At 71.8% G+C, this 23,207-nt stretch carries 20 protein-coding genes and 1 pseudogene; 17 read left to right on the top strand and 4 right to left on the bottom strand.

Features of this window, described 5'->3' with window-relative positions:
- Positions 1 to 104 precede the first annotated feature (104 nt).
- The 12 genes and pseudogenes from ACFYST_RS17450 to ACFYST_RS17505 all read left to right on the top strand — a co-directional run bounded on the left by ACFYST_RS17450 (position 105) and on the right by ACFYST_RS17505 (position 15,890).
- Complete coding sequence (locus ACFYST_RS17450) at positions 105 to 2,579, top strand: hypothetical protein (protein ID WP_387863210.1); 2,475 nt, start codon at positions 105 to 107, stop codon at positions 2,577 to 2,579.
- Between the two features lie 95 nt (positions 2,580 to 2,674).
- Positions 2,675 to 3,685: a phosphate ABC transporter permease subunit PstC gene (pstC, locus tag ACFYST_RS17455; protein ID WP_387642589.1), complete on the top strand. Its 1,011-nt coding sequence runs from the start codon at positions 2,675 to 2,677 to the stop codon at positions 3,683 to 3,685.
- A gap of 14 nt (positions 3,686 to 3,699) precedes the next feature.
- Positions 3,700 to 4,878, top strand: coding sequence for a phosphate ABC transporter permease PstA (gene pstA, locus ACFYST_RS17460; RefSeq protein WP_387863213.1), 1,179 nt, complete (start codon positions 3,700 to 3,702; stop codon positions 4,876 to 4,878).
- A gap of 32 nt (positions 4,879 to 4,910) precedes the next feature.
- Positions 4,911 to 6,590 (top strand): substrate-binding domain-containing protein, encoded by a 1,680-nt coding sequence (locus ACFYST_RS17465; protein ID WP_387863215.1) that lies wholly within the window; start codon positions 4,911 to 4,913, stop codon positions 6,588 to 6,590.
- Positions 6,591 to 6,655: 65 nt separating this feature from the next.
- Entirely contained in the window at positions 6,656 to 7,537 is an 882-nt protein-coding gene (locus ACFYST_RS17470) for a sortase domain-bontaining protein (protein WP_387863217.1), read from the top strand.
- 98 nt (positions 7,538 to 7,635) lie between these two features.
- The gene (locus ACFYST_RS17475) at positions 7,636 to 8,511 is read left to right on the top strand and encodes a phosphate ABC transporter ATP-binding protein (protein ID WP_387863219.1); all 876 of its coding nucleotides are present in this window, start codon (positions 7,636 to 7,638) and stop codon (positions 8,509 to 8,511) included.
- Between the two features lie 180 nt (positions 8,512 to 8,691).
- The gene (locus tag ACFYST_RS17480; RefSeq protein ID WP_387642579.1) at positions 8,692 to 9,243 is read left to right on the top strand and encodes a YceI family protein; all 552 of its coding nucleotides are present in this window, start codon (positions 8,692 to 8,694) and stop codon (positions 9,241 to 9,243) included.
- 186 nt (positions 9,244 to 9,429) lie between these two features.
- Positions 9,430 to 9,861 (top strand): SsgA family sporulation/cell division regulator, encoded by a 432-nt coding sequence (locus ACFYST_RS17485; protein WP_387863221.1) that lies wholly within the window; start codon positions 9,430 to 9,432, stop codon positions 9,859 to 9,861.
- 100 nt (positions 9,862 to 9,961) lie between these two features.
- Positions 9,962 to 10,270, top strand: coding sequence for a hypothetical protein (locus ACFYST_RS17490; protein WP_387863223.1), 309 nt, complete (start codon positions 9,962 to 9,964; stop codon positions 10,268 to 10,270).
- A gap of 1,218 nt (positions 10,271 to 11,488) precedes the next feature.
- Positions 11,489 to 14,371 (top strand): annotated as a pseudogene (locus ACFYST_RS17495) (AAA domain-containing protein); the annotation flags it as partial.
- 305 nt (positions 14,372 to 14,676) lie between these two features.
- Positions 14,677 to 15,048, top strand: coding sequence for a hypothetical protein (locus ACFYST_RS17500; protein ID WP_387863556.1), 372 nt, complete (start codon positions 14,677 to 14,679; stop codon positions 15,046 to 15,048).
- Positions 15,045 to 15,890 carry a hypothetical protein gene (locus ACFYST_RS17505; protein WP_387863225.1) on the top strand — a complete coding sequence of 282 codons (846 nt, stop codon included), beginning with the start codon at positions 15,045 to 15,047 and terminating at the stop codon, positions 15,888 to 15,890. Before ACFYST_RS17500 ends, ACFYST_RS17505 begins: the two co-directional genes overlap by 4 nt.
- Positions 15,891 to 15,976: 86 nt before the next feature.
- Here ACFYST_RS17505 and ACFYST_RS17510 read toward each other — a convergent pair whose 3' ends face one another.
- From ACFYST_RS17510 to ACFYST_RS17520, 3 genes are all read right to left on the bottom strand, one after another.
- Positions 15,977 to 16,279 (bottom strand): hypothetical protein, encoded by a 303-nt coding sequence (locus tag ACFYST_RS17510; RefSeq protein WP_387863227.1) that lies wholly within the window; start codon positions 16,277 to 16,279, stop codon positions 15,977 to 15,979.
- A 360-nt stretch (positions 16,280 to 16,639) separates the two neighbouring features.
- A complete protein-coding gene (locus tag ACFYST_RS17515; RefSeq protein WP_387863229.1) occupies positions 16,640 to 16,933 on the bottom strand; it encodes a hypothetical protein in 294 nt (97 codons plus the stop codon).
- 168 nt (positions 16,934 to 17,101) lie between these two features.
- Positions 17,102 to 17,839 (bottom strand): aminotransferase class V-fold PLP-dependent enzyme, encoded by a 738-nt coding sequence (locus tag ACFYST_RS17520; protein ID WP_387863231.1) that lies wholly within the window; start codon positions 17,837 to 17,839, stop codon positions 17,102 to 17,104.
- Between the two features lie 45 nt (positions 17,840 to 17,884).
- Between ACFYST_RS17520 and ACFYST_RS17525 the strand changes: the two genes are divergently transcribed.
- From ACFYST_RS17525 to ACFYST_RS17535, 3 genes are all read left to right on the top strand, one after another.
- On the top strand, positions 17,885 to 18,259 hold the full coding sequence (locus ACFYST_RS17525; RefSeq protein WP_387863233.1) for a hypothetical protein: 375 nt from the start codon (positions 17,885 to 17,887) through the stop codon (positions 18,257 to 18,259).
- Positions 18,260 to 18,394: 135 nt separating this feature from the next.
- The gene (locus ACFYST_RS17530; protein ID WP_387863235.1) at positions 18,395 to 19,528 is read left to right on the top strand and encodes a PLP-dependent cysteine synthase family protein; all 1,134 of its coding nucleotides are present in this window, start codon (positions 18,395 to 18,397) and stop codon (positions 19,526 to 19,528) included.
- Positions 19,525 to 20,838: an MFS transporter gene (locus ACFYST_RS17535; RefSeq protein ID WP_387863237.1), complete on the top strand. Its 1,314-nt coding sequence runs from the start codon at positions 19,525 to 19,527 to the stop codon at positions 20,836 to 20,838. Before ACFYST_RS17530 ends, ACFYST_RS17535 begins: the two co-directional genes overlap by 4 nt.
- 104 nt (positions 20,839 to 20,942) lie before the next feature.
- Here ACFYST_RS17535 and ACFYST_RS17540 read toward each other — a convergent pair whose 3' ends face one another.
- Positions 20,943 to 21,215, bottom strand: coding sequence for a hypothetical protein (locus tag ACFYST_RS17540; protein WP_387642565.1), 273 nt, complete (start codon positions 21,213 to 21,215; stop codon positions 20,943 to 20,945).
- Between the two features lie 245 nt (positions 21,216 to 21,460).
- On the opposite strand from ACFYST_RS17540, the gene ACFYST_RS17545 reads away from it, so the two are divergent.
- Both ACFYST_RS17545 and ACFYST_RS17550 read left to right on the top strand, forming a co-directional pair.
- Entirely contained in the window at positions 21,461 to 22,483 is a 1,023-nt protein-coding gene (locus ACFYST_RS17545; RefSeq protein ID WP_387642563.1) for an ArsR/SmtB family transcription factor, read from the top strand.
- 168 nt (positions 22,484 to 22,651) lie between these two features.
- On the top strand, positions 22,652 to 23,203 hold the full coding sequence (locus ACFYST_RS17550; RefSeq protein ID WP_387863239.1) for a hypothetical protein: 552 nt from the start codon (positions 22,652 to 22,654) through the stop codon (positions 23,201 to 23,203).
- Positions 23,204 to 23,207 lie beyond the last annotated feature (4 nt).

Here is a 23,207-nt window from a genome sequence, read left to right on the forward strand (position 1 = left end):
CTCCGCTCCCTGTCATCCGTGCGTGCCTGCTCCGGTGCGCCGTCGCCGGAGGTGCTGTGCCGATGAGAGTCCGCCCGTCAGGGGCCAGAACCCGATCACGCCCGTTGCAGGCCTGGCTGGCGGCCGTGCTGACGTGGACGCTGGGCGCCGCGGCCGTCCTGCTGCCGCTCGGCGGGACGGGCGTCCAGCAGGCGCAGGCCGCCGCCGGTACGACCGTGCCCGGGCCGCCCCGCTGGGACCCGTTCACCTGGACGAGCGGGCCGCGCGGCTCCGTCACCGTCACGCCGACCAGCGGCCTCGGGAACCAGGTGCTGCACGTCAGTTGGACCGGATTCACGCCGACCGTGGACGCCGACTTCCAGCCCGTTCCGGTGGTGCAGAACCCGCACGGGAACTCCGGCTTCGACAAGGTCGCCCGCTACCCGGTGCGGATCTACCAGTGCCGCGGCGAGGACCCGAAGGTCACCGACTGCTACGGCTCCAGCCTGTACAACGCCGACCCGGCCAAGGGCTTCCTCCAGGAGCGGCCCGCGCCCGGCACCAACACGCCCGAGTTCCCGTCCAACATGGCGATAGCGGCCACCCGTCCGGACGGCAGCGGCGAGGCGGACATCGAGGTGTGGACCGCGCAGCAGAGCCAGACCCTGGGCTGCGACCCCAAGCACAAGTGCTCGCTGGTGATCGAGGCCAACTACGGCGGCGACTCGATCGGCGCGAACCAGTATCCGATCGGCGAGATCAACTGCGACGACCACTCGGTCGACTCCGACGGCGTGTTCAACACCGCGAGCGACAACGTGGTGGCCGTGGAGAACACCGGCGGCAAGCGCTGGGCCAGCGGCGAGGCCTGCTCCTGGGCCAACCACGTTGTGGTGCCGCTGGACTTCGGCCCCACCCCGGCGGCGTGCGTCGCCAAGAACGCCGACTTCACCGCGATCGGCCTGGAGATGGCCGACCGCGCCGTCCAGCAGTGGCGGACCGGCCTGTGCCAGGGCAGCAACCCGCTGACCGTCCAGTACACCTCGGGCGGCGGCGAGCCGCAGGCCCGGTCGGCGTTCCTCGGCGGCTCCGGCGCCGACATCGCGCTCACCTCGATCCCCGACCGCAACCCGGCGGGCCGCCCGTACGTGTACGCGCCGCTGGCCAACAGCGCGATCTCGGTGGTCTTCCTGGTCGACGACGGCGACAGCCACCGGCAGATCCGCAGCCTGAGGCTCAACCAGCGGCTGCTGGCCAAGATGCTGACCCAGAGCTACCGGCTCGGCACCGACGACGGGACGGACAGCGTCAAGGGCAACCCGATGTGCGTGTTCGCCGACCCCGAGTTCCTGAAGCTCAACCCGTCCGGCGCCAACGGCCCCACCTGGCCCGGCTGCCTGGCCGGCGGCACCTTCGCCGCCACCGCCCCGATCGTGGTCGGCGGCACCACCGACCTGGTCACCCGGCTGACCACCTGGATCGCCGCCGACCCGGACGCCGCCGAGTTCCTCCAGGGCGCCGCCGACCCGTGGGACGCGCACGTCAACACCAAGTACCTGCGCTCCAGTTACCCCGGCTTCCCGGTCGACGCGTTCCAGCCGCAGGACTACTCCGGCAAGAACAACTGGAAGCAGTACGAGTGGAACCCGGTGCTCGGCGGCCTCGGCCAGGTGCTGCGGATGACCCTGGAGATCCGGCCGTCCTGCCTGAACCCCGATGAAGTCCAGGGCCAGCACGCCAAGTGCATCAGCCAGGACAACGGCAAGCGCGCCCTGTTCGCCATCATGGACTCCGGACAGGCCCAGGCGATGAGCCTGCCCGAAGCCCAACTCCCCAACCCCGCAGGCGGCTTCACCACTCCGATGATCGGCGCCATGCAGGCCGCCGCCGCCGACATGCCGCTCGACGCCGCCACCGGCACCCAGCAACTGCCGTACGGCGACGGCGACTCGGCGTACGCCAAGGACAGCAAGGCCTACCCGCTGACCATGGTCCAGTACGCCATGGTGCCCACCCGCGGCCTGCCCGAGGACAAGGCCGGCGCGGTCACCCGCTTCCTGCGCACCGTCACCGACCCCGGCCAGGGTCAGATCTACGGCCGCCAGCCCGGCCAACTCGCCGCCGGATTCGCCAGTCTGACGGACAATCAGCTGAAGGCGGCGAAGGCCGCGGCCGGACACGTCGCCGCCCAGGACAGCGCCCTGCCCGGCAACCAGACCGCGCCCGGATCCGGCGAGGGCGGCAACTCCGGTGGAAACGGCGGAGGTTCGGAAGGCGGCGGCGGAAACCCAGGCGGCGGTGGCGGCGGTGCCGGTACTGCCGACGGCGCCCCCGGCGGCGGCACCCCGAGCGACAACGCCGCCCCCGGAGGCAGCGCCAAGCCCAGCGGCAGCGCCTCGCCCACGCTCGGCGCCAAGGCCGTCGGCCAGTCCGCCGCCGACCGGGCCGGCCTCGCCCGCCTGCTGCTGCCCGTGATCCTCGCCACCGGCGCCGTCCTGCTGGTCGGCGGACCCGCCGCGCTGCTCCTCGGCGGCACCCCCGCCGGCGCCGAACTGCGCCGCCGGGCAGGCCGGATCGGCGCCCGCCTGTTCGGCCGCTGATCCGCCCCGCCGGGCGGGCGCCCCGCGCGCCCGCCCGACCCGCGGCAGACCGACGTCCCGCCCCACGAACCCTCACCGCGCGGAGAGTTGACACCATGACCGCCGCCGTCCAGCCGACGGAAACCCGCGTCCCACCACCCGACGCCGACCGGCCCCGGCCGATCAGCGCCCCCGCCTCGCCCGCCGACCGGGCCTTCCGCGGCCTGCTGCGCGCCGCCGGCCTGTCCGTGTTCGCGCTGATGGGCCTGATCGCGTTCTTCCTGCTGCTGCGCGGCACGGAGGCGCTGGACGCCGTCGGCTGGTCCTTCCTCACCGAGCAGCGCTGGCGCACCGCCGCACACTCCTTCGGCATCGCCGCGGTACTGCCCGACGGCATCCTGATCGCCGTGATCGCGCTGTGCATCGCGGTACCGGTCGCGCTCACCGCCGCGCTGTTCATCTCCGAGTACGCGCCCGTCCGGCTGCGGCCGACGCTGATCTCGCTGGTCGACCTGATGGCCGCCGTCCCCAGCATCGTCTACGGCCTGTGGGGCCTGTTCTTCCTCCAGCCGCGGATCGTCGGCCTGTGCCGCTGGCTGGCCGTCCACCTCGGCGGGGCGCTGCCGTTCCTGGAGGTGCGCACCGGCGACATCGCCACCTCCTACACCTCGTCCACCTTCATCGCCGGCACCGTGGTCTCCCTGATGATCATCCCGATCATCACCTCGCTCAGCCGCGAGGTGTTCTCACAGGCCCCCGCCGGTGAACGCGAGGGCGCGTACGCGCTCGGCTCCACCCGCTGGGGCATGGTCCGCACCGTGGTGCTGCCGTTCGGACGCGGCGGCATGATCGGCGCCGTGATGCTCGGCTTCGGCCGCGCGATGGGCGAGACCATCGCCGTCGCGCTGATCATCTCGCCGGTGTTCCGGCTCTCCTGGCACGTCCTGGAGAACGGCGGCAACTCGATCTCCTCACTGATCGCACTGCGCTTCAGCGAGTCCGACACCCTCTCGCTGTCCGCGCTGATGGCCGCCGGACTGGTGCTCTTCGCCCTCACCCTGCTGGTCAACGTGGCCGCCGGATTCATCATCAGCCGGTCCCGGTCCGGCGCCTCGACCTCGGACTGACCGGAAGGCCGGCAATGACAACAATCGACGCACAGAACGTAAGTGACTGTCCATCAGATTCAGGAGAGCAGCAGCGGATCCGCCTCGGCGGCGTCACCCGCGAGGAAGTCCTCACCATGGTGGGCGCCGGCGCCGGCTCGCTCGCCCTGGACTGGCTGCTGTACGAGCGCATCCTGCCGTTCAGTGGCGCGTTCGGCTTCCTGCTCTGCTGGTACCTGCTGTTCCTCGCCCTCTACGCGATCGCCGGACGCCTCCAATGGGACGCCCTGACGGTCCGCGAACGCCTCGCCACGGCGCTCGCCTGGAGCTCCGGCCTGCTGGTGCTCGCCCTCATCGGCGACCAGATCGGCTACGTGGCGTACCGGGGATTGGACGCCGCCCGGCACCTCAACTTCTTCACCGAGACCATGCGGAGCACCGCCGCACTCGACCCGATCACCTCCGGCGGCTGCCTGCACGCCGTGGTCGGCTCGCTCGAACAGCTCGGCATGGCCACCCTGTTCTCGGTGCCGCTCGGCGTCCTCACCGCGGTCTTCCTGGTCGAGGCCGGCCAGACCCGGCGCGGCGCCCGCCTGGTCAAGCCCGTCCGGGTGCTGGTCGAGGCGATGACCGCGCTGCCGTCGATCGTCGCCGGACTGTTCGTCCTCGGCGTGGTCGTCCTCACCCTCGGCGTGGAGAAGAGCGGCTTCGCGGCGTCCCTCGCGCTCACCGTGATGATGATGCCGATCGTCACCCGCGCTGCCGAGGTCGTCGTCAGGCTCGTCCCCGGCACCCTCAAGGAGGCGTCCTACGCGCTCGGCGCCAGCCAGTGGCGCACCGTGTGGCACGTGGTGCTGCCCACCGCCCGGCCCGGACTGACCACCGCCGTCGTGCTCGGCATGGCCCGCGGCGTCGGCGAGACCAGCCCGGTGCTGCTCACCGCCGGCTTCACCACCCGGCTCAACCTGGACGCCTTCCACGGCAACCAGACCAGCCTGCCGCTGTTCGTCTGGAACTACATCAAGCAGCCCTACCCCGACATGGTGGCCCGGGCGTTCGCCGCCGGACTCACCCTGATGGCCGTGGTGCTGATCCTGTTCGTCACCGCCCGCATCCTCGGCCGGCACCGCACCCCGACCGACCGGCGCACCCGCCGTCCGCTGCGCCGGGCTCGCGCTGACGCTTCCAACGCGCTTGTGCAGGAGGCGAACTGATGACCACTCAGCCGATAAGGAAGATCCGTCCCGTGCGACTCCGTCACTTGACGTCGGCGCTGCTCGCCGCCGTGCTCGCCCTGCCCGCCGCACTGCTCGGCGCGACACCCGCGTACGCCTCCACCTCGCTCAAGGCGGACGGCTCCAGCTGGGCCGGGCCGGCCATCGACCAGTGGCGGCGCGACGTCCAACCGATGGGCATCGAGATCGACTTCACCGGCAACGGCTCGGCCGCCGGCCGCGTCCAGTGGTCGATCGGCCAGGACGACTTCACCGCCTCCGACGTGCCGTTCCGATCCAAGCCCGACAGCGGCGTCAACGGCGGCGGGGCCAGCAACGGCCAGGGGCAGGCGGAGAACCCGGTGTACGCCTACTCGTACGTGCCGATCACCGCCGGTGGCACCGCGCTGATGTACCACCTGGAGGTCGGCGGCAAGCGGGTCAACGACCTGCGGCTGTCCCCGGACACCATCGTCGACATCTTCACCAACAAGATCACCTCCTGGGACGACCCGAAGATCACCGCCGACTACGGCCGCGCGCTGCCGAAGATCCCGATCACCCCGGTGGTGCGCTCCGACGGCTCCGGTGCCAGCGCCCAGTTCACCCGCTGGATGGAACACACCCACAAGGGCCAGTGGGACGCCTACTGCACCCAGGTCAACGGCGTCAGCTGCGGCGACTACACCGAGTTCTTCCCCGCCGCCGGCCGGATGACCGCGCAGAACGGCTCCGACGTGGTGGCGAACTACGTCCAGTCGCCGACCGGCATCGGCGCGATCGGCTACGACGAGTACGCGTTCGCCAAGCGCAGCGGCTGGCCCGTCGTCAAGGTGCTCAACCCGGCCGGGTACTACACCCTGCCGACCGCGTCGAACGTCGCCGTCGCGCTGACCGCCGCGAAGATCCGCGGCGTGGACGACAACACCTCCACCAGCGACCCCGACTACCTGCAGCAGAACCTCGACGGCGTCTACACCAACAACGACCCGCGCTCCTACCCGATCTCCTCCTACAGCTACCTGATCGTGCCGCGGGCCGGCACCTCGATGCCGGTGACGCCGAAGTTCAACGACGCGAAGGGCAGCGCGCTCAGCCGCTACCTGGCGTACGTGCTGTGCGGCGGCCAGCACGAGGCCGACGACCTCGGCTACTCGCCGGTCCCGCGCAACCTGGTCCGCGGCGGACTGCTCCAGACCCAGCACATTCCCGGCAACGCCAGCCCCGTCGACCCGAACACCCTCTCCAACTGCCCCAACCCGACCTTCGATTCGGGCGGCCAGCTGATCGTGCTGAAGAACGCCGCGCAGCCCAGCCCCTGCGACAAGAAGGGCAGCCCGCTGGACTGCACCGTGCAGAACGGCCAGGCCGTGAACACCGGTGGCGGCAAGAAGTCCGGTGGCGGCAACGGCGGTTCGGGCACGGGGGACAACGGCGGCGGCGCCGGCGCCGGCTCAGGTGATGCCGGGTCCGGCGGTGGGACCGGAACGCAGGCCGTCGATCCGCAGACCGGCGAGCTCGTCGACAACTCCGGCTCCGGTGGCGGCAGTTCGAGCGGCAACGCACCCGGGACGGTGGTCGCGCTTGGCGGGCGCCCGCAGGACTGGCTGCTGTCCACCCTCACCGCGCTCGAACTGCTCGGCGTGGTGACCGTCCCGCCGCTGCTGGCCGCGTGGTGGCGTCGCCGCAACTCCACGGCGGGGCCCCGGTGAGCTTCGTGACCGCCGCAACAGACCTGGCACCCCGTCCTGTTGGCACCGCACCCGAGGAGAACGGGATGACCGCGACCGCCGTGGAGCGGCCCCCCGTGTCGCCCTCCAAGACTGGTAGTTCCACTGCGCCCGGCCGCGGGCGACGGCGGCTGCTGGCCGTCGCCTGGTCGGTGACACTCGCCGCCGTGCTGCTGCTCGGCTTCGTCGGCTACCTGTTCGCGCTCTCCGGACTGCAGGAGGCGCGCCACCAGACCACCGCCTACGCCACCCTGCGCGACCAGCTCGGCAAGGCCACCGCGCCCACCGGGCCGACCACCGACGGGGCGCCGGTGGCCGTGCTGGACATCCCGGCGCTCGGCCTGCACCAGGCCGTCGTGGTCGAGGGCACCGGCGGCCGCGACCTGATGCGCGGCCCCGGCCACCGCCGCGACACCGTACTGCCCGGACAGCCCGGCGTGGCCGTACTGTTCGGCCGCTCCACCGCGTTCGGCGCCCCGTTCGCCGGACTCGCCGGACTGCACGTCGGCGACGGCATCGACATCACCACCGGCCAGGGCACCTTCCACTACACCGTCAACACGTCCGGCGACGGCGACCACCCGATCCGGGACACCGCGCCCAACCGGCTGGTCCTCGTCACCGGGGACTCCGACTGGATCCCCACCAGCACCGTGCTGATCGGCGCCCGCCTCGACGGCGAGCCCGAGGCGCTCGGTGCCCGCCGCCCCGCCGCCGCACCCACGGACAAGGCGCTGGCCGCCGACAAGGGCGCCCTGTCAGCGCTCCAACTCTGGTCGCTGGCCCTGCTGCTGTCCGTCGTCGGCGCCGGAGTGACGGCCCGCTACTGGCGGCGCAGCGCGACCTACCTGTGCTTCGTGCCGGTCGCCGCCGCGCTGCTGTGGGCGGTGTACGAGAACGCCGCCGCGCTGCTGCCCAACGTCTACTGACCCCGCTGCTTTCCCCGTTCTGCCGCTCGTACTGCCGCTTGTACTGCCGTCTGTACTGCCGCTTGTACTTCCGCTTGCCGGAGAGGACCCGTCCGCCCATGACCGAGACCGCACAACCGTCGTACACCGCAGCCGGGTTGGTGAAGGACCCGACCGATCCGCCGACCGTTCCGCTGCCCGCCGTCGCTCCCTCGGGGACGCTCTCCGGACTCGAGACCCGCGACCTGACCGCCTGGTTCGGACAGCGCAAGGTGCTGGAGCGGGTCTCGTTGCAGATGCGGGCCGGCGAGATTACCGCGCTGATCGGACCGTCCGGCTGCGGCAAGTCCACCTACCTGCGGATCCTCAACCGGATGCACGAGATGGTGCGCGGCGCGGCACTGGCCGGCGAGGTGCTGCTCGACGGCGAGGACGTGTACGCCACCGGCCGCCGCCCCGCCGAGGTCCGGCGCCGGATCGGCATGGTGTTCCAGCGGCCCAACCCGTTCCCCGCAATGTCGTTGTACGACAACGTGATCAGCGGGCTGAAGCTGGCCGGCATCAAGGCGAGCCGCGACGAACGCGACCACCTGGTGGAGTCCAGCCTGCGCCAGGCCGGCCTCTGGACCGAGGTCAGCAACCGCCTCGGCACCCCCGGCGGCGCACTCTCCGGCGGCCAGCAGCAACGCCTGTGCATCGCCCGCTCGCTGGCCGTCTCCCCGGACATCCTGCTGATGGACGAGCCCTGCTCCGCCCTCGACCCGACCTCCACCCGCCGCATCGAGGAGACCATCGCCGAGCTGCGCCACCGCCTGACCATCGTCATCGTCACCCACAACATGCAGCAGGCGCAGCGGGTTTCGCAGTCCTGCGCGTTCTTCCTCGCCTCCCACGACACCCCCGGCCGGATCGTCGAAGCGGGCCCCACCGAGCGCCTGTTCACCGACCCCGCAGACCCGCGCACCGCGGACTACGTCAACGGCCGCTTCGGCTGAGCCCTTACCGCTTGCTCCGCTCCGGCCCGGATGACGGTGTGTCACATCCGGGCCGGGCGGCGCGAACGCCTAGCGTGGACGGGGCGACCGTTGATGTGGACCGCGGTGCAACCTGCCGGAGTCACCTCGTCAAGTCGCCGCGTCACCACGTCTTCACCGTCACTGAGGAGAGCGCAGACCATGACTGTCAGCCTGCCCGAGCTCACCGGGGACTACGTCCTCGACCCCGCCCACACCCGGATCGGCTTCGTCGCCCGACACGCCATGGTCACCAAAGTGCGCGGCGCCTTCCACCAGTTCGAGGGCACCGCGCACCTGGACGGCGCCGACCCCTCGCGCTCCACCGGCGAGTTGGTCATCAAGGCCGCCAGCATCGACACCGGCGTCGAGCAGCGCGACCAGCACCTGCGCACCAACGACTTCCTGGACGCGCCGAACTTCCCCGACATCACCTTCCGCACCACCTCCGTCGAGAAGAAGTCCGACACCGACTACCGGGTCACCGGCAACCTCACCATCAAGGACACCACCCGCCCGGTCACCATCGACTTCGAGTACACCGGCAACGCGGTCGACCCGTACGGCAACCTGCGGGTCGGCCTGGAGGGCTCGGTGACCATCAGCCGCAAGGACTACGGCGTCACCTGGAACGCCGCCCTGGAGGGCGGCGGCGTACTGGTCGGCGACAAGGTGGTGCTCGAGTTCGACGTCTCCGCCATCAAGCAGAAGTAGCGACTCGTCAACCTCCGTTGACCCGCCGCAGCGGGAAACCGCTTTCCCGCTGCGGCCGGTGACCAGGCCCCAACCCTCGGACGACCTGCCCGCGCCGTACCATGTGGACCCGCCCGTCCATCGGACGCATACAACACCCCACCCGGGGAAGGCGGTTGCGGACATCGGAACGAGGAGACCCGCCTGATGCGCACGTGCGTCGAACGCCACCTGCCCGTCCACGTGTTCGGCCCGACCGGGGGACGCCGCACCATGATCTGCGGCTACCACCCCCGCGACCCGTACGCCGTCCGGCTCACCTTCCCCGACGGCGCCCCCGACGGCGGCGTCACCTGGCTCATCGCCCGCGACCTCCTCGCCGCCGGCCTGGCCGGCCCCGCCGGCAACGGCGCCGTCCGCATCCGCCCCTGGCCCAACGGCCGCCTCCGCCTGGCCTTCCGCGGCACCGACGGCACCCGCGCCACCGTCCTCGCCCCCACCGCCCCCCTCACCGAATTCCTCACCGCCACCCACACCCTCGTCCCCCCAGGCACCGAACCCACCCACCAGCCGGCCCCCTCCGACCCGTCCCCCCTCTTCCCCGACCGGCAGCAGCCCCTGACGCCGGACCACCCCTGAGCGTCGAGGAGGAAAGCGGCCAGGCCCGCCGGACATGGCGCGTCCGGCGGGCCCGAGCAGGAGTGGAACACGTTGGGTGTAGCTGTAGGTGGCGGTGCCGTTGGCATCGGGCAGCAGGACGCCGCTCTGGTCGCACGTCCAGCCGGTCACCGGCGTGGAGTTGGTGCTGACCCGGAAGCAGGCGAGGCCGGAGACCGCGGTGCCGGCGGGGGCAGGGTCGGTGCCGGTGATGGTGAACGACCCCGCGGTGCCGGCCGGCTTGCCCGGGTTCGGGGAGCCGGACGGCGGGAAGTCGGTGGAGCTGACACTCACGGTCGGCGGCGTCTTGTCGACGCGGAACGAACAGGGGCCGGAGTCCGGGGAGGTGAGAACGCCGTTGGAGGCGTTGGCCCACCAGTGGTACTGGTGACCGTCGGTCAGCGCGGAGTAGGGCACGTTGCAAGGTTCGACGCGTCCGCCGGTCCGAGGCGGGGCCCAGGAGGCGCCGACGGGTGGGGACGCATCGTGTCCAAGCCATGACGCGGTGTAGATCAAGCCACTTTGCTGTCATCTCCCCCCGGCCGGAGCGTCCATGGTCATCCTGGAACGTTCGTCACCGACCGAGGGGAGAATGGTGGACGTTCAACGGCTGCATGCGCGGAATCCAGAGGTCATCGGGCAGACCGCCGCGCTGCTCGGATTTCTGCGCGAAGTGGTGCAGAGCGGGACTCAGCGAGCCCGGGACACCAGTTCCAGGGAGCAGTTCTGGCTGAGCGACCTGCCCGCCGCGATCGCGCGGCCGACCGACCAGCCGGACCGGGCGCTGCTGGTGCTCGACCACGTCCCGCAGAGCGCACCGCCCGACGTGCCCGCCGAACTGCGCGACTGGCTCGACGAGAAGGACTGCGCGAACCCCGACGGCGGTGACCCACCGCTCGCCGAGCGCGGCCCCGAACGCGTCGGCGCCGCCGTGGAACTCCGGCAGGACACCGGCGCCACGGTGGAGCGCGGGGACGCCGACGAGGTACTGCGCTCGTACGGTAGTTGGCTGAGCCGCTGGCGCCGGTGGGCCGAACGTGAACGGGCCGACCGGCCGCTGCGCGAGCTGTACGAGACCGTCTATCGCTGGCACCAGCGCCTGGTGCAGCAGGACGACCAGGTCGAACTCGTCCTCGGTACCGGCCTGTTGACCTGGAGCGAGCCGCGCGGCACCGTCCTGCACCGGCACGTGTTCACCCGCCGCGCCGTCACCCACGTCGACCGCCGCACCGCCCGGATCACCGTCCACCTCACCACCGACGGCGAAATGCGCCTGGAGGACCAGGACTTCCTGGACTCCGAGGACGGCCTGATCCAGGAGCGCTCCACCGCGCTCGCCGAGGAACTGTCCGCCAACCCCGTGCACCCGCTCGGCGAGGCCGCCCTGGAGTGCCTGACCCGCTGGCAGGAACTCGTCCTGCCCCGGCCGGTGTCGTTCAACGCCGGCTGGCGGCCCCCGGCCGCCCCCGACGCGAGCATGCGGCTGACCTTCGCACCCACGCTCATGCTGCGCCCGCTGGACCGCAACGCGGTGCTGCGCTGCTACGAGCGGATCGCCCAGTCCGTGGTGTCCGAACGCCAAGCCCCGCTCGGGCTGGCCCAGTTGGTGATGACCCTCAACCCGCAGGAACGGGCCGCCTGGACCGACACCCCCACCCGGGGCCTGTTCGACGAGGACCCGCTGTTCCCGCTCAAGACCAACGCCCAGCAGCGCGCCGTCCTGGACCGCCTGCAACGCGACACCGGCGTGGTGGTCCAGGGCCCGCCCGGCACCGGCAAGACCCACACCATCGCCAACCTGCTCAGCGCCCTGCTCGCCCAGGGCCAGCGGGTCCTGGTCACCAGCGCCCGCGACCACGCCCTGACCGTGTTGCGCGACAAACTGCCGCCCGCCATCCGCGACCTGTGCGTCCTGCTGCTGTCCGGCGCCCGGCAGGACGGCGCGAGCGAACTGGAACGGACCGTCAACGCGCTCAGCGATCAGGCCGCCTCCGGAGACCCCGCCCAACTGCGCGACGAGATCCGCCGGTTGACCCGGAGCCGGCAGGAACTGCAGAGTCGGCAGAAGCTCCTCACCGAGAAGATCATCGCGCTGCGGGAGGCCGAGCTCTACCAGCACCCCGAGGTCGCCCCCGGCTACTCCGGCACCCTCGCCGCGATCGTGCAGCGCGTCCAGGACGCCGCACCCGGGTTGTCCTGGATCGGCAGCCTCTCCGACCGGGCCCCCGCCAGGCCGCCGCTCACCCCCGTCGAGGCGGAGGAACTGCTCGTCCTGCTCCGCGACGGCGCCGCCGACTGGTCGGCCGGGCCGCTGCCGCCCGCGCCCGGCCTGCTGCCCACCCCCGGCCAGGTCGCCACCGCCATCGCCGACGCCCAGCCCGCCGTCGCCGGACTTTCCGCCGAAGCCGCCGCACTGCGCACCCGGCTCGCCACCCTCGACACCCCCACCACCGACCACCTCGTCAACCTGCTCAGCGCCGGACGCGGCCTGCTGCACCGCCTCGGTGTGCCCTGGGACGCCCGCCACTGGGGCGAGGCCGACTGGACCCGGCGCGCCCTCGCCGACCGGCTCGCCCGCCGCTGTCACGACCTGTGGCAGCGCGTCGCCGACGCCGAACCCGCACTCACGGACACGGCCGTCGGCCTGGCCTCCGTCGGCGTCCGCACCGTCACCCTGCCGACCGGACTCACCGCCGAACAGGCCCACCGGATCGCCACCGCCATCCCCGAACTGCGCAGACAGCTCGCCGGACCACGCACCCTGCGCGGCCTGTTCGCCTCCCGGACACTGCGCGAGGCCGAGGACCTGCTGGCCGGCTGCCGGATCGACGGCCGCCCGCCCGCCGACACCGCCGACCTCGACGCCGTCCACGCCCACCTTCGCGCCCACCTGACCCTGAGCACCGTCGAGGTCCGCTGGGCCCAGGCCGGCGCACCGCTCGACAACGGCCCGCTGGAAGTGCGCCTCGCCGACCTCCAGGAGCGCTACCGGCACCTCAGCGCGATCGCCGGTTTCGGCGGGCTGCGCGAACGGATCGACGAACTGCTGGTCGGCCGCTCCGTGTTCCTCGACCTGACGAACCCGCAGGCCTGGCAGGACTTCACGTCCGCGGTCACCGCGATGTCCGGCCGACAGCGCGCCGAGGAAGCCGCCGAACGGCTGGCCGCCTGGGAACGCTCGCTGCGCGCCCCCGCCGACGGCACACCCGCCACCCCCGAGTCACTGGCCATGGCACAGGCCGTCGCCGACCACGACCTCGACCGCTACACCAAGGAACTCGACGCCTACGCCGCCGCCCACACCCGGCAGCAGCGCGGCCAACGCTGTCGACACCTGCTGGACGCGCTCGCCGCCGCGTCCCCCGCACTGGCCGGCCGGCTCACCGACGAGTGCCGCGACCCCGACTGGCCGCAGCGCCTCGCCCGCCTCGACGAGGCCTGGGCGTGGGCCGGCGCCCGCCGCTTCGTCGAGGACGAGCGCGCCCCCGGCCGGGAGCAGCGGCTGGACGCCGAACTCACCGAACACGAGGCGAAACTAGAGGAGTTGACCGGCGATCTGGCCGCCGCCAAGGGGCGGCTGCACTGCCTGGAACGGATGACCAACGAACAGCGCTCCGCCCTGCAGGCCTACCGCTCCCACATGGCCTCCTACGGCAGGGGAACGGGCAAGAGCGCCGCCCACTTCGGGGCCGCCGCACGCAGCGCCATGCAGGTCGCGCAGGGCGCCGTCCCCGCCTGGGTGATGCCGATCTCCCGGGTCGCCGAAATGATCGAGCCCCACCAGGACGCGTTCGACGTGGTGATCGTCGACGAGGCCAGCCAGGCCGGCATGGACGCCCTGTTCCTGCTCTGGCTGGCACCCCGGATCATCGTGGTCGGCGACGACAAGCAGTGCACCCCGCCGGTCACCGGCTACGGCCGCACCCAGCAGATCCAGGACCGCCTCGCCGCCCACCTCCCTGATGTGCCATGGCACTTGAGGCAGCTGTACATGCCGCACTCCAACCTCTACCAGCTGCTGTCCACGTTCTTCCCGTCCACCATCCGGCTCCAGGAACACTTCCGCTGCATGCCGGAGATCATTGGCTGGTCGTCCGCCACCTTCTACCCTTCACCCGGGCTGATCCCGCTGCGCCAGTTCGGCGGCGACCGCCTCGACCCGCTGCTCACCCACTACGTCGCCGACGGCGTCGCCGAAGGCCGTGACCACCGGATCCGCAACCAGAAGGAGGCCGAGGCGATCGTCGACTGCCTGGCCGAGATGACTGCCGACCCCGCCTACGAGGGCCGGACCATGGGCGTCATCGTGCTCCAGGGCGGCTTCGGCGGCCAGGTGAAACTACTGGAACAGCTGATCCAGCAGCGGATCCCCCCACCCGTACGGGAGAAGCACGACATCCGGGTCGGCACCGCCGCGATGTTCCAGGGCGACGAGCGCCACATCATCCTGCTGTCCATGGTGGTCGACCGGGTCCGCAAGATCGCCGGAGGCCAGCGCAGCGAACAGCAGGCCTACAACGTCGCGGCCAGCCGGGCCCAGGACCAGATGCACCTGTTCTACTCCGTCCCGCCGGACCAGCTGAAGTCCGGCGACCTGCGGCTCAACCTGCTCTCCTACATGCAGAACCCGCCCGCCGCGCTCGCCGAACTGGACGACCTCGGCCCCGTGCTGCCCGACGTGCCGTGCAAGCCCTTCGACTCGCTGTTCGAACAGCAGGTCTACCTGCGGATCAAGGAACACGCGGCTACCACGTCGTCCCCCAGTACCCCGCTGGTAACAAGCGGATCGACCTGGTGGTGGTCGGCGCCCGAGGCCGGCTCGGCGTCGAGTGCGACGGCGACCGCTACCACTTCACACTCGAACAGCTCCGCCACGACCAGCAGCGCGACCGCGAACTCCAGCGCGTCGGCTGGCGGTTCTGGCGCATCCCCGAGAGCGAGTTCCGCTTCGACCCCGAACAGGCGCTGGCCGGCCTGTGGCAGGAACTCGACCGCCAGGGCATCCGGCCCGCCAACTACCACCAGAACCGCCCCGCCACCGAGGACGAGCCCTGGTCGCCGCTGCTGCTGCCCGAACCGGGCGACGAACAGGCCGACGAGGAGGTCGGCACCGCCGACAGCACCGACATTCAGACCGACACCGTCAACGACACCGAAGGAAAACGATGACCACCGCACGCACCCTGCCCGACAGCCCGCTGCTCGACGAGAAGACCATTACCGAACTCTCGCGGGTGGTCACCGGAGAGGACGACCTCTACTACCGCAGGGGCTACGAGATCGCCGGATTCCTGCGCCGCGCCGGCTGGCAGGACGTCCCCGAGTACGAAGGCCAGTTCCGTCGTGAGTGGTCCCTCGAACTGCTGATGGGTCGACGCGACCAGCCCGCCGATATCGAGAAGGTACTGCTTCGGCTGGCCGACGCCCGCGAATACCTGGACGAGCCGGAACTGCTCGCTGACGTGGTCACCGCCGTCAACTCATTCCTGGTCCACGAGGGTTATCGCCTGGAGAGCGCCGGCGGCGGTCCCCGCCTGGTGCCCTGCGACCCCGCCCTCGCCCACCCCTCCGAGTACGGCGCCTCCGAACTCAAGGCCGCGATGACCGACATCGTCGCCGACCCCAAGATGGCCCTGCTGCTCCAACGCCGCCTCGACGAGGCCCGCACCTGCTACGCCAACGGCGCGCACGTGGCGGCCCTCGTGATGCTCGGCAGCCTGCTGGAAGGCGTCCTGCAGCAGGTGATCGTGGAACGCGACCAGTCCCTGCTGGGCAATAACTCCGGAGGAAACGTCAGGTTCGAGACGCTCATCGACGTGTGTCACAAGGCCGGCTGGCTCGACGCGGACGCCCAGAAGTTCAGCCACGTGCTGCGCCGCTACCGCAACTTCGTCCACCCCGCGGCCGAGGCCCGCGAGCCGAGCCGCCCCGACCGTGACACCCTCGGCATCGGCTGGCAGGTCGTCAACGCCGCGCTCAACGACCTCGCCGCCTCGGTGCCGGGCCGGTAGGAATCGCCGCTGGCAGCGGAACGGGTGGCCGTCGCAGGGCGCGGGGGCCATTCGTTTTTCGAGTCGTCGAACAGCCGGGCCTGGTGTCAGGCGCCGGCTGCGTCGAGTGCAACGACCAGGAGCACGATCGCCCCCACGGAGACGGCGAAGCAGGCGAGGACGACACCGATCATGCCGAGTGCCGTGGCCCGCGTGGACAGGTTCTGCTTGACGATCGCGGCGTTGCCGAAGGCGCCGACCGCGGCGACGGCCGCGCCGACCGGGCCGGCGATGAAGATCGTGGCGAAGGGGAGCAGGATGAGGGCGACCTGCCAGCCCTTCATGTAGGTGAAGAGGCCGACCTTGGCGGTGCGGTTGTTGGGTGGGGGGAAGGTGGGCTGATCGGTCATGGGACTCACTTTCGGATGCCCTGGCTGGAGCGTTGGTGGCTGAGGGTGGCGGTCGGCAGGTGACCGGGCCTGACGGGTAGTCGGAGGGCGTTGTCGAGAAGGTCGGACGGCGCGCGACCAGCCGGTCAGGGGCGGTGGTTGAAGACGCGGGCCGTGTCCTGGAGGGCCGGCGTGAAACGGCCGACGTCCGCGGCTCGGGTCGCCAGCGCCGGGCCACCCGGGCGCAGTCGCCTCCGCGAGCGCCGACTACAGGGCCTCGTGTGCGGCGGTGACATCCGAATCAGCGCCCGCACCCCACCAGCTCACCGCCGTCCGGCTCGGCGACCGCGCTTCTTCCGCGACCTGCGCGGGGGCGTCACGTCACTTGCCGATCGCGGCGGCTATCAGTGCGGCCGCCACCAGGAAGACGACTCCGCTGGCGAGGACGACGCCGATCATGCTGAGGGCCTTGACCGGCGTGGACAGGTTCGTCTTGGCGATCGCGGCGTTGCTGAGTGCGCCGATGGCGCCGATGGCCCCGCCGATCGCGCCGCCGGCGAAGAGCAGGGCGAGGGGGATGAGGGTGAGGGCGAGTTGCCAGCCGTTGAGGTGGCCGAAGCGGCCGCCACTGGCGCTGGAGTCGTTGAGCTGGGTGAGCATGGGCTGCTTGGTCATGGGGGGTCGCTTTCGGGGGCGTTGGGGAAGGGCGGCCCCGCGCGGGCGACGGCTCCGGGGTGGTGTCCCGGCGGGCGTTCGGGTGCCCTGGCGGGAGCGTTGGTGGATGAGGATAGCAGTCGGCCGTTGACCAGCCTCGATGGGTGGTTGCCGAGGGGAACGCCCAATTCAGGGGCGGAGGTTGAAGACTCGGGCCGCGTCCTGGAGGGCCGCCGTGAACGGTCGATGTCGGCGGCGCGGGTGAAGAGCGCGGGCGTGACCCGGACGCAGTCGCCGCCGGTGGGGCCGCCGCGGCGGACGGTGAAGATGCGGTGGCGGTCCATCAGGTAGCGGGCGATGGACTCGTCGCCGGCCTGGGAGGTGCGGCCGGCGATGCGGAAGGAGGTGATGGCCCCGTACATCGCCGGGTCGTCGGGGGGTGAGGATCTGCACGTTGCCCAGTGTTCGGGCGGGTGCGACCCAGCGGTCGCGGAGGTGGCGCAGGCGGGCTTGTTTGGCGGGGGCGGCACCGAGGGCGTGGTGGAGGTCGAGGGCGGCGGGCAGGGTGAGGACGGTGGCGGCGTCCAGGGTGCCGTTGTGGACGCGGGAGCGGAGGTCGTCGGGTGGGTAGGTCTCGTCGGCGAAGGCCGGGTCGATGTCGTCGAGGCGTTCGCGGCGGACGTGGAGGAAGCCGAGGCCGAGCGGCGCGCCGATCCACTTGTGCAGGCTGACGGCGACGAAGTCCGCGCCGAGGTCCGGGTGGTGACGGTAGCGCGGGCGGTGAAGGTAGCGCGGGCGGCGGTCCGGAGCGGGCTTCGTCCCCCGTGCGGGTGATGCCGCAATGGGGCCCGACGTCAACGCTGTTCGAACCCCGGGCCCGTGCGGCTGCGGGCGAGAGCGGGACGGCGCGGGCGTCGAATCGCACACGCCCTCACGGCAGCTTTACGTGTCCGGTCGGGTACGTTCGGTGACGTGACGGAACGGTTCGGTGGGCGACGCGAGTGGAGGCTCCTGTGCGTCGTCGCCGTGCTGTCCGCGCTGCTCCACCTGCTGGCCTGCGCGCACGGCCCGTTCACCGGCATCTCGCCCAGCGCGGACTCGGTGCCGAGCGCGGCGGCGCACTGCCCGTCGCCGTCGGATCGGCCCGACGGTCCGTCGCACCAGGAGGAGTGCCAGGGGGTCGACCAGCCGGTGACGACGGACCAGCACGAGACGGGTCCCCATGCCGCCTCGGTCGCGCTGCTCGCCCCGGCGCCCCGCATCGCGACGGCTCAACGGCCGTGCGCGCGCGGCATGGTGGACCGCGGCGGCACCACGAGAGCGGCACTGGGCAGCTGGCGGACCTGACCGGGCCCGCCGTCGCGGCATGCCCCCGTGCCCCTGCTGGGCACCCGGCGCCGCGCCGGCCGCACGCGCCCCGCCCGCCCGTCACCGCAGCGGTCTGCCTCCTTCCGGATCGGCGGACCGCAGGAGAGCCCTGCCATGACCCACGCCGTCGCACGCCCCGAAGTCCCCGCCACCCCTGCCCAGTTGATCGCCGCCGCGGCCCGGCCCGCCCACACACCCGCCGGCCTGGTCGGAGACACGCCGATGCTGTGGATCGGCGAGCCCTTCACCACTCAGGGCCGCGGCTTCTGGGCGAAACTCGAAGGCCGCAACCCCGGCGGCATCAAGGACCGCCCGGCCCTGCACATGGTCCGCGCCGCCCGCGAACGCGGCGAACTGCGGCCCGGAGCCCGGATCGTGGAGTCGGCCTCCGGCACTCTCGGCCTGGGCCTCGCGCTGGCCGGAGTCACCTACGGCCACCCCGTCACCGTCGTCACCGACCCCGACATCGAACCCCTGATGACCGGAATGCTCGCCGCCCACGGCGCCGAGGTCGTCGTCGTGAACACCCCGCACCCGCAAGGCGGTTGGCAGCAGGCCCGGCGCGACGAGGTCCGCGAACTGCTCGCCGCCCACCCCGGCTCCTGGTGCCCCGACCAGTACAACAACCCCGACAACGTCACCGCCTACCGGCCGCTCGCCCACGAGCTCATCGCCCAACTCGGCCGCATCGACGCCCTGGTGGTCAGCGTCGGCACCGGCGGCCACTCGGCCGGCATCGCGGGCGTCCTGCGGAGCTACTTCCCCCGGCTGCGCGTGGTCGGCGTGGACGCCACCGGCTCCACCATCTTCGGCCAGCCCGCCACCACCCGCCTGATGCGCGGCCTCGGCAGCAGCATCCACCCCCGCAACGTCGACCACCGGCTCTTCGACGAGGTCCACTGGGTCGCCGCCCCCGAGGCCGTCTGGGCCGCCCGCGCCCTCGCCATCTCCCGTTACGCCAGCGGCGGTTGGAGCGTCGGCGCGGTCGCCCTCGTGGCCCGCTGGCTCGCCGCCACCAGCGCACCCGAGACCCGGATCGCCGCGATCTTCCCCGACGGCCCCCAGCGCTACATCGGCACCGTCTTCAACGACGACTACTGCCGCACCCACGGCCTGCTCGGCCACCGACCGCCCGAGCGTCCCGACGAGATCGGCCACCCCCGCGAACGCGCCGTCACCCGCTGGACCCGCTGCCGGACCGTCCTCAACCCCCTTGCCGCACAGCCCGGTTCGGAGGCCGCTCGATGAAGACGCTCTGGCAGCAGACCCGCCGCTTCAGCCCCACCGCCCGGCTGCTGATGGCCAACCAGTTCGCCATCAACCTCGCCTTCTACATGCTGATGCCCTACCTGGCCACCCACCTCGCCGACGACCTCCAACTCGCCGCCTGGACCGTCGGGTTGGTCCTCGGCGTCCGCAACCTCTCCCAGCAGGGCATGTTCCTGATCGGCGGCACCATCGCCGACCGCTACGGCTACCGCGCCCCCATCGTCGCCGGATGCCTGCTGCGCACCGCCGGATTCGCGCTGCTCGGCTGGGCCGACTCGGTGCCCGCCCTGCTCGCCGCCTCCGCCGCCACCGGCTTCGCCGGTGCCCTGTTCAACCCGGCCGTCCGCGCCTACCTGGCCGCCGAGGCCGGCGAGCACCGGGTCGACGCCTTCGCCACCTTCAACGTCTACTACCAGGCCGGCATGCTGCTCGGCCCACTCGTCGGACTCGCTCTGCTCACCGCCGACTTCGCCGCCGTCTGCACCGCCGCGGCCGCGATCTTCGCCGCCCTGTCGCTGCTCCAGTGGCGCGCCCTGCCGCCCCGTCGCCGCTCACCGGCTGAAGTCGCCCCGGCAGATGGCGTGTTGGCGCAGTGGCGAACCGTCGTCTCCAACCGGCCCTTCCTGCTGTTCTCCGCCGCGATGATCGGCTCGTACGTGCTGACCTTCCAGGTCTACCTCGCCCTGCCCCTCGCCGCCGACCTGATGCTCGGCAGCGACGGCACCAAGGCCACCACCGGACTGTTCATCGTCTCCGCCGCCGTCGCGGTCGCCGGACAACTGCGCCTGACCGGCTGGGCCAAACGCACCTGGACGCCGTCGCAGGCCCTGGTCCGCGGACTCGCCGCGATGGGGCTGGCGTTCGTCCCGCTCGCCCTGCTGCCCCGGCACGCCGGCTGGGCGGGCACGGCCCTTCAACTCGCCACGCTCACCGCCGCGGTGGCGGTGCTCGCGGCGGCCGGCGCCGTCGTCTACCCCTTCGAAATGGACACGGTCGTCACGCTCTCCGGCAACCGCCTCGTCGCCACCCACTACGGCCTCTACAACACCGTGTCGGGGCTCGGCATCACCCTCGGCAACCTCGCCACCGGCGCCCTCTGGGACCACTCCGCCCAGCACGGCACCCTCTTCGTCCCCTGGCTCACCCTCACCGCCACCGGCCTGCTCTGCGGCCTCGCCGTCCACCACCTCGCCCGCACCGGCCGCCTCGACCGCGCCCCGGCGGGCCCGGAACTGGCGCCGACCTGGCAGGTCGGAGGACCGAACTGCCGTGCAGCCGAGCGAAATTGACAAACTGTCGTGCTCGACGTAGAGGCGTCGCGGATCGCCGACGTCTCTACGTCACGCACGCCCGAGGCCGCCCCGTGCCGGCCTCGGGCGCGTCCTGCGTTCGATCAGCTGGCGTAGACCATGCCGGCCCAAAGGCCGCCCTCGGGGACGCACTTGTAGGCCTTCACGTTGGACGCCTTCATGAAGAACGCGCGGCGGTTGTCGCAGGTCGACCAGGCCGAGTAGTACTCGCCGGTGTGCTGCCAGGTGTACACGGCCTGGACGGCGGACCCCGACGAGGCGGGGGCGGGCGTGGCTGCCATGGCCGGCCCGGCCGCGGCACCCAGGGCGAGCGCGGCGCCGACAGCGGTGGCAGCGAGAGCACGACGAATACGCATGATTGCCTCCATAGGTGGTTTCTCGAGTCAGGCGGCCCTTCGGCCCGGGGGACCCGCCGGTTTCTCGCGCCCCCCGGCCCGCCGCCCTCGGGATCCATCCTGGCGGTCTCGGTGAGTGCGGGCCCACCCCTTTCGGTCCTCGCCGAAATGCCCTGGGGGAGGCCTACTTGAAGCATTCGCGGGTGACCGGAGACGATGGAAGCCGGGAAGGTGGGCGTCCGAACAGAAACCTGGGAGGGCCTCACGTGCTGCGCATCCACTTCACCCCGCAGGACCTCGCCCGGACCCGGATAGCGACGACATGGGGCCCGCTCGGCGAGACGTTCCTCGCGCTGACGACTTTGCACCAGCCGCACGGCACGGCGATGTTCGGCGCATGGCGACAGGAGGTCCACGCCCGTTCCCCCTCCCTCGTCCATCCGGCCTCGTCCCTCTTCCGGGAAACCGTCCTGGACCTGTTCACCGTCACCGGCGCCGCATCGTCCGTCGAGGAGGGGATCGAGGCGCTGCGGGCGGCTCCGGCGGAGCTCCTGCGTGACGAACTCGAAGGGGCCGACGAGGCCCGGGCCCGTTTCTCGCGCTGCAAGGGCCCCTGGGCGGGTGTGACGTGGGGCGACATCGCGTACGACCGGGGGGACCGTGAGGAGCTACTGGTGTTCCTCCGTGACGTGCACCGCATCGCCGTGGCCCCCCACTGGCAGCGAATCCTGTCCCGCCTGCGGGCCGAGCAGACCACCCACGCGCTCAGGCTCGCGCAGGACGGGCCCGAGGCGATGTTCGCCGGCCTGCCGCCGGAGTTCCGCTGGAAGCCGCCGACGCTGGAGATCGGCAGAGGAGCGGTCACGGGCACCGTCGACCTGAAGGGGCGGGGCCTGCTGCTGGTCCCGTCCGCGTTCTGCCAGACCAGGCCGATCAGCTACGCGGACGTGCGTGACGAACAGGCGCCTGTCCTGCTGTTCCTCCCGATCATGCGCGGTGTCTCCGATGCTGCCGCGCTGCTGACGACGGCCCGGCACGGGATCGACAGCGCCTTGTCCGCACTCCTGGGCCGCACCCGGGCCCAGGTCCTGCACGCCATCGGCGACGGCCCGTGCACCACCGGCAAGCTCGCCGAGCGCATCCGCGCGTCGCTGCCCACCGCGAGCGAGCATGCCTCCGTCCTCCGCAAGGCGGACCTGATCACCACCACCAGACGCGGCAGCGCCGTCCTGCACGCTCTCACCCCGCTCGGCAGCGCCCTGCTCAACGGCTGGCACTTCCGGACTTGATCACCCGGCGCCCCGGTCCAGTGGGTCTGCGTGCCAACTCCCGCCGGGCCAGGTAGCCGTACTGGCGTGACCTGAAGCCGCCCCGTAGTACAGTCCGCCGAAACGATCACCATGGGGGGACTTATGGCAAAGGCGCGGCGCCGAAAGATCGCGTGGTGGCTGAGGGGCTTGGCGCTGGTGTCGGGCCTGGTGTACCTGCCGGGACTTCACGCCTCGTACTCGGGTGGGCTGGTGGAGGTCGAGCGCTGGCTCAACCACCCGCTGCTGCTGGGTGGGATCGCGCTCGCGCTGTTCGTGGTCTCGCTGGTGGTCGAGCTGGAGTTCCGCACCTGGGTGTCGCAAGTCGGCTGCGCGGTCGGGTTGGTGGCGCTCCTCTTCGTCGGACTGCCGTTCGCCTGGCTGGTGTTCATCTTCGGCGGGGACGGGCTGGACGTCACCCGGGAGACCGGCCCGGAGCACCCGGACCAGGTGCTGGCGGTCACCAACATCGCTGCCTCGATCGACCCGATCTACAAGGTGCAGGTGCTGACCGGCAGCGGCTGGTCCGCCCGCCACTGGGATCTCGGGGTGTGGGACGAGCGCGACGGGCGCGGCTGGTTCAAGGGCGCCGAGTGGTCCGGGCCGAACCGGATCACGGTGACGTCGGAGAAGGAGATCGCGGTCTTCACCCTGGACCCCGTCAGCGGTCGGCCGGGCGAGCCGGTAACAACGAAGCGGTAGTTCA

The sequence above is a fragment of the Kitasatospora sp. NPDC004614 genome (genome assembly GCF_042873675.1).
Classification (GTDB): Bacteria; Actinomycetota; Actinomycetes; order Streptomycetales; family Streptomycetaceae; genus Kitasatospora.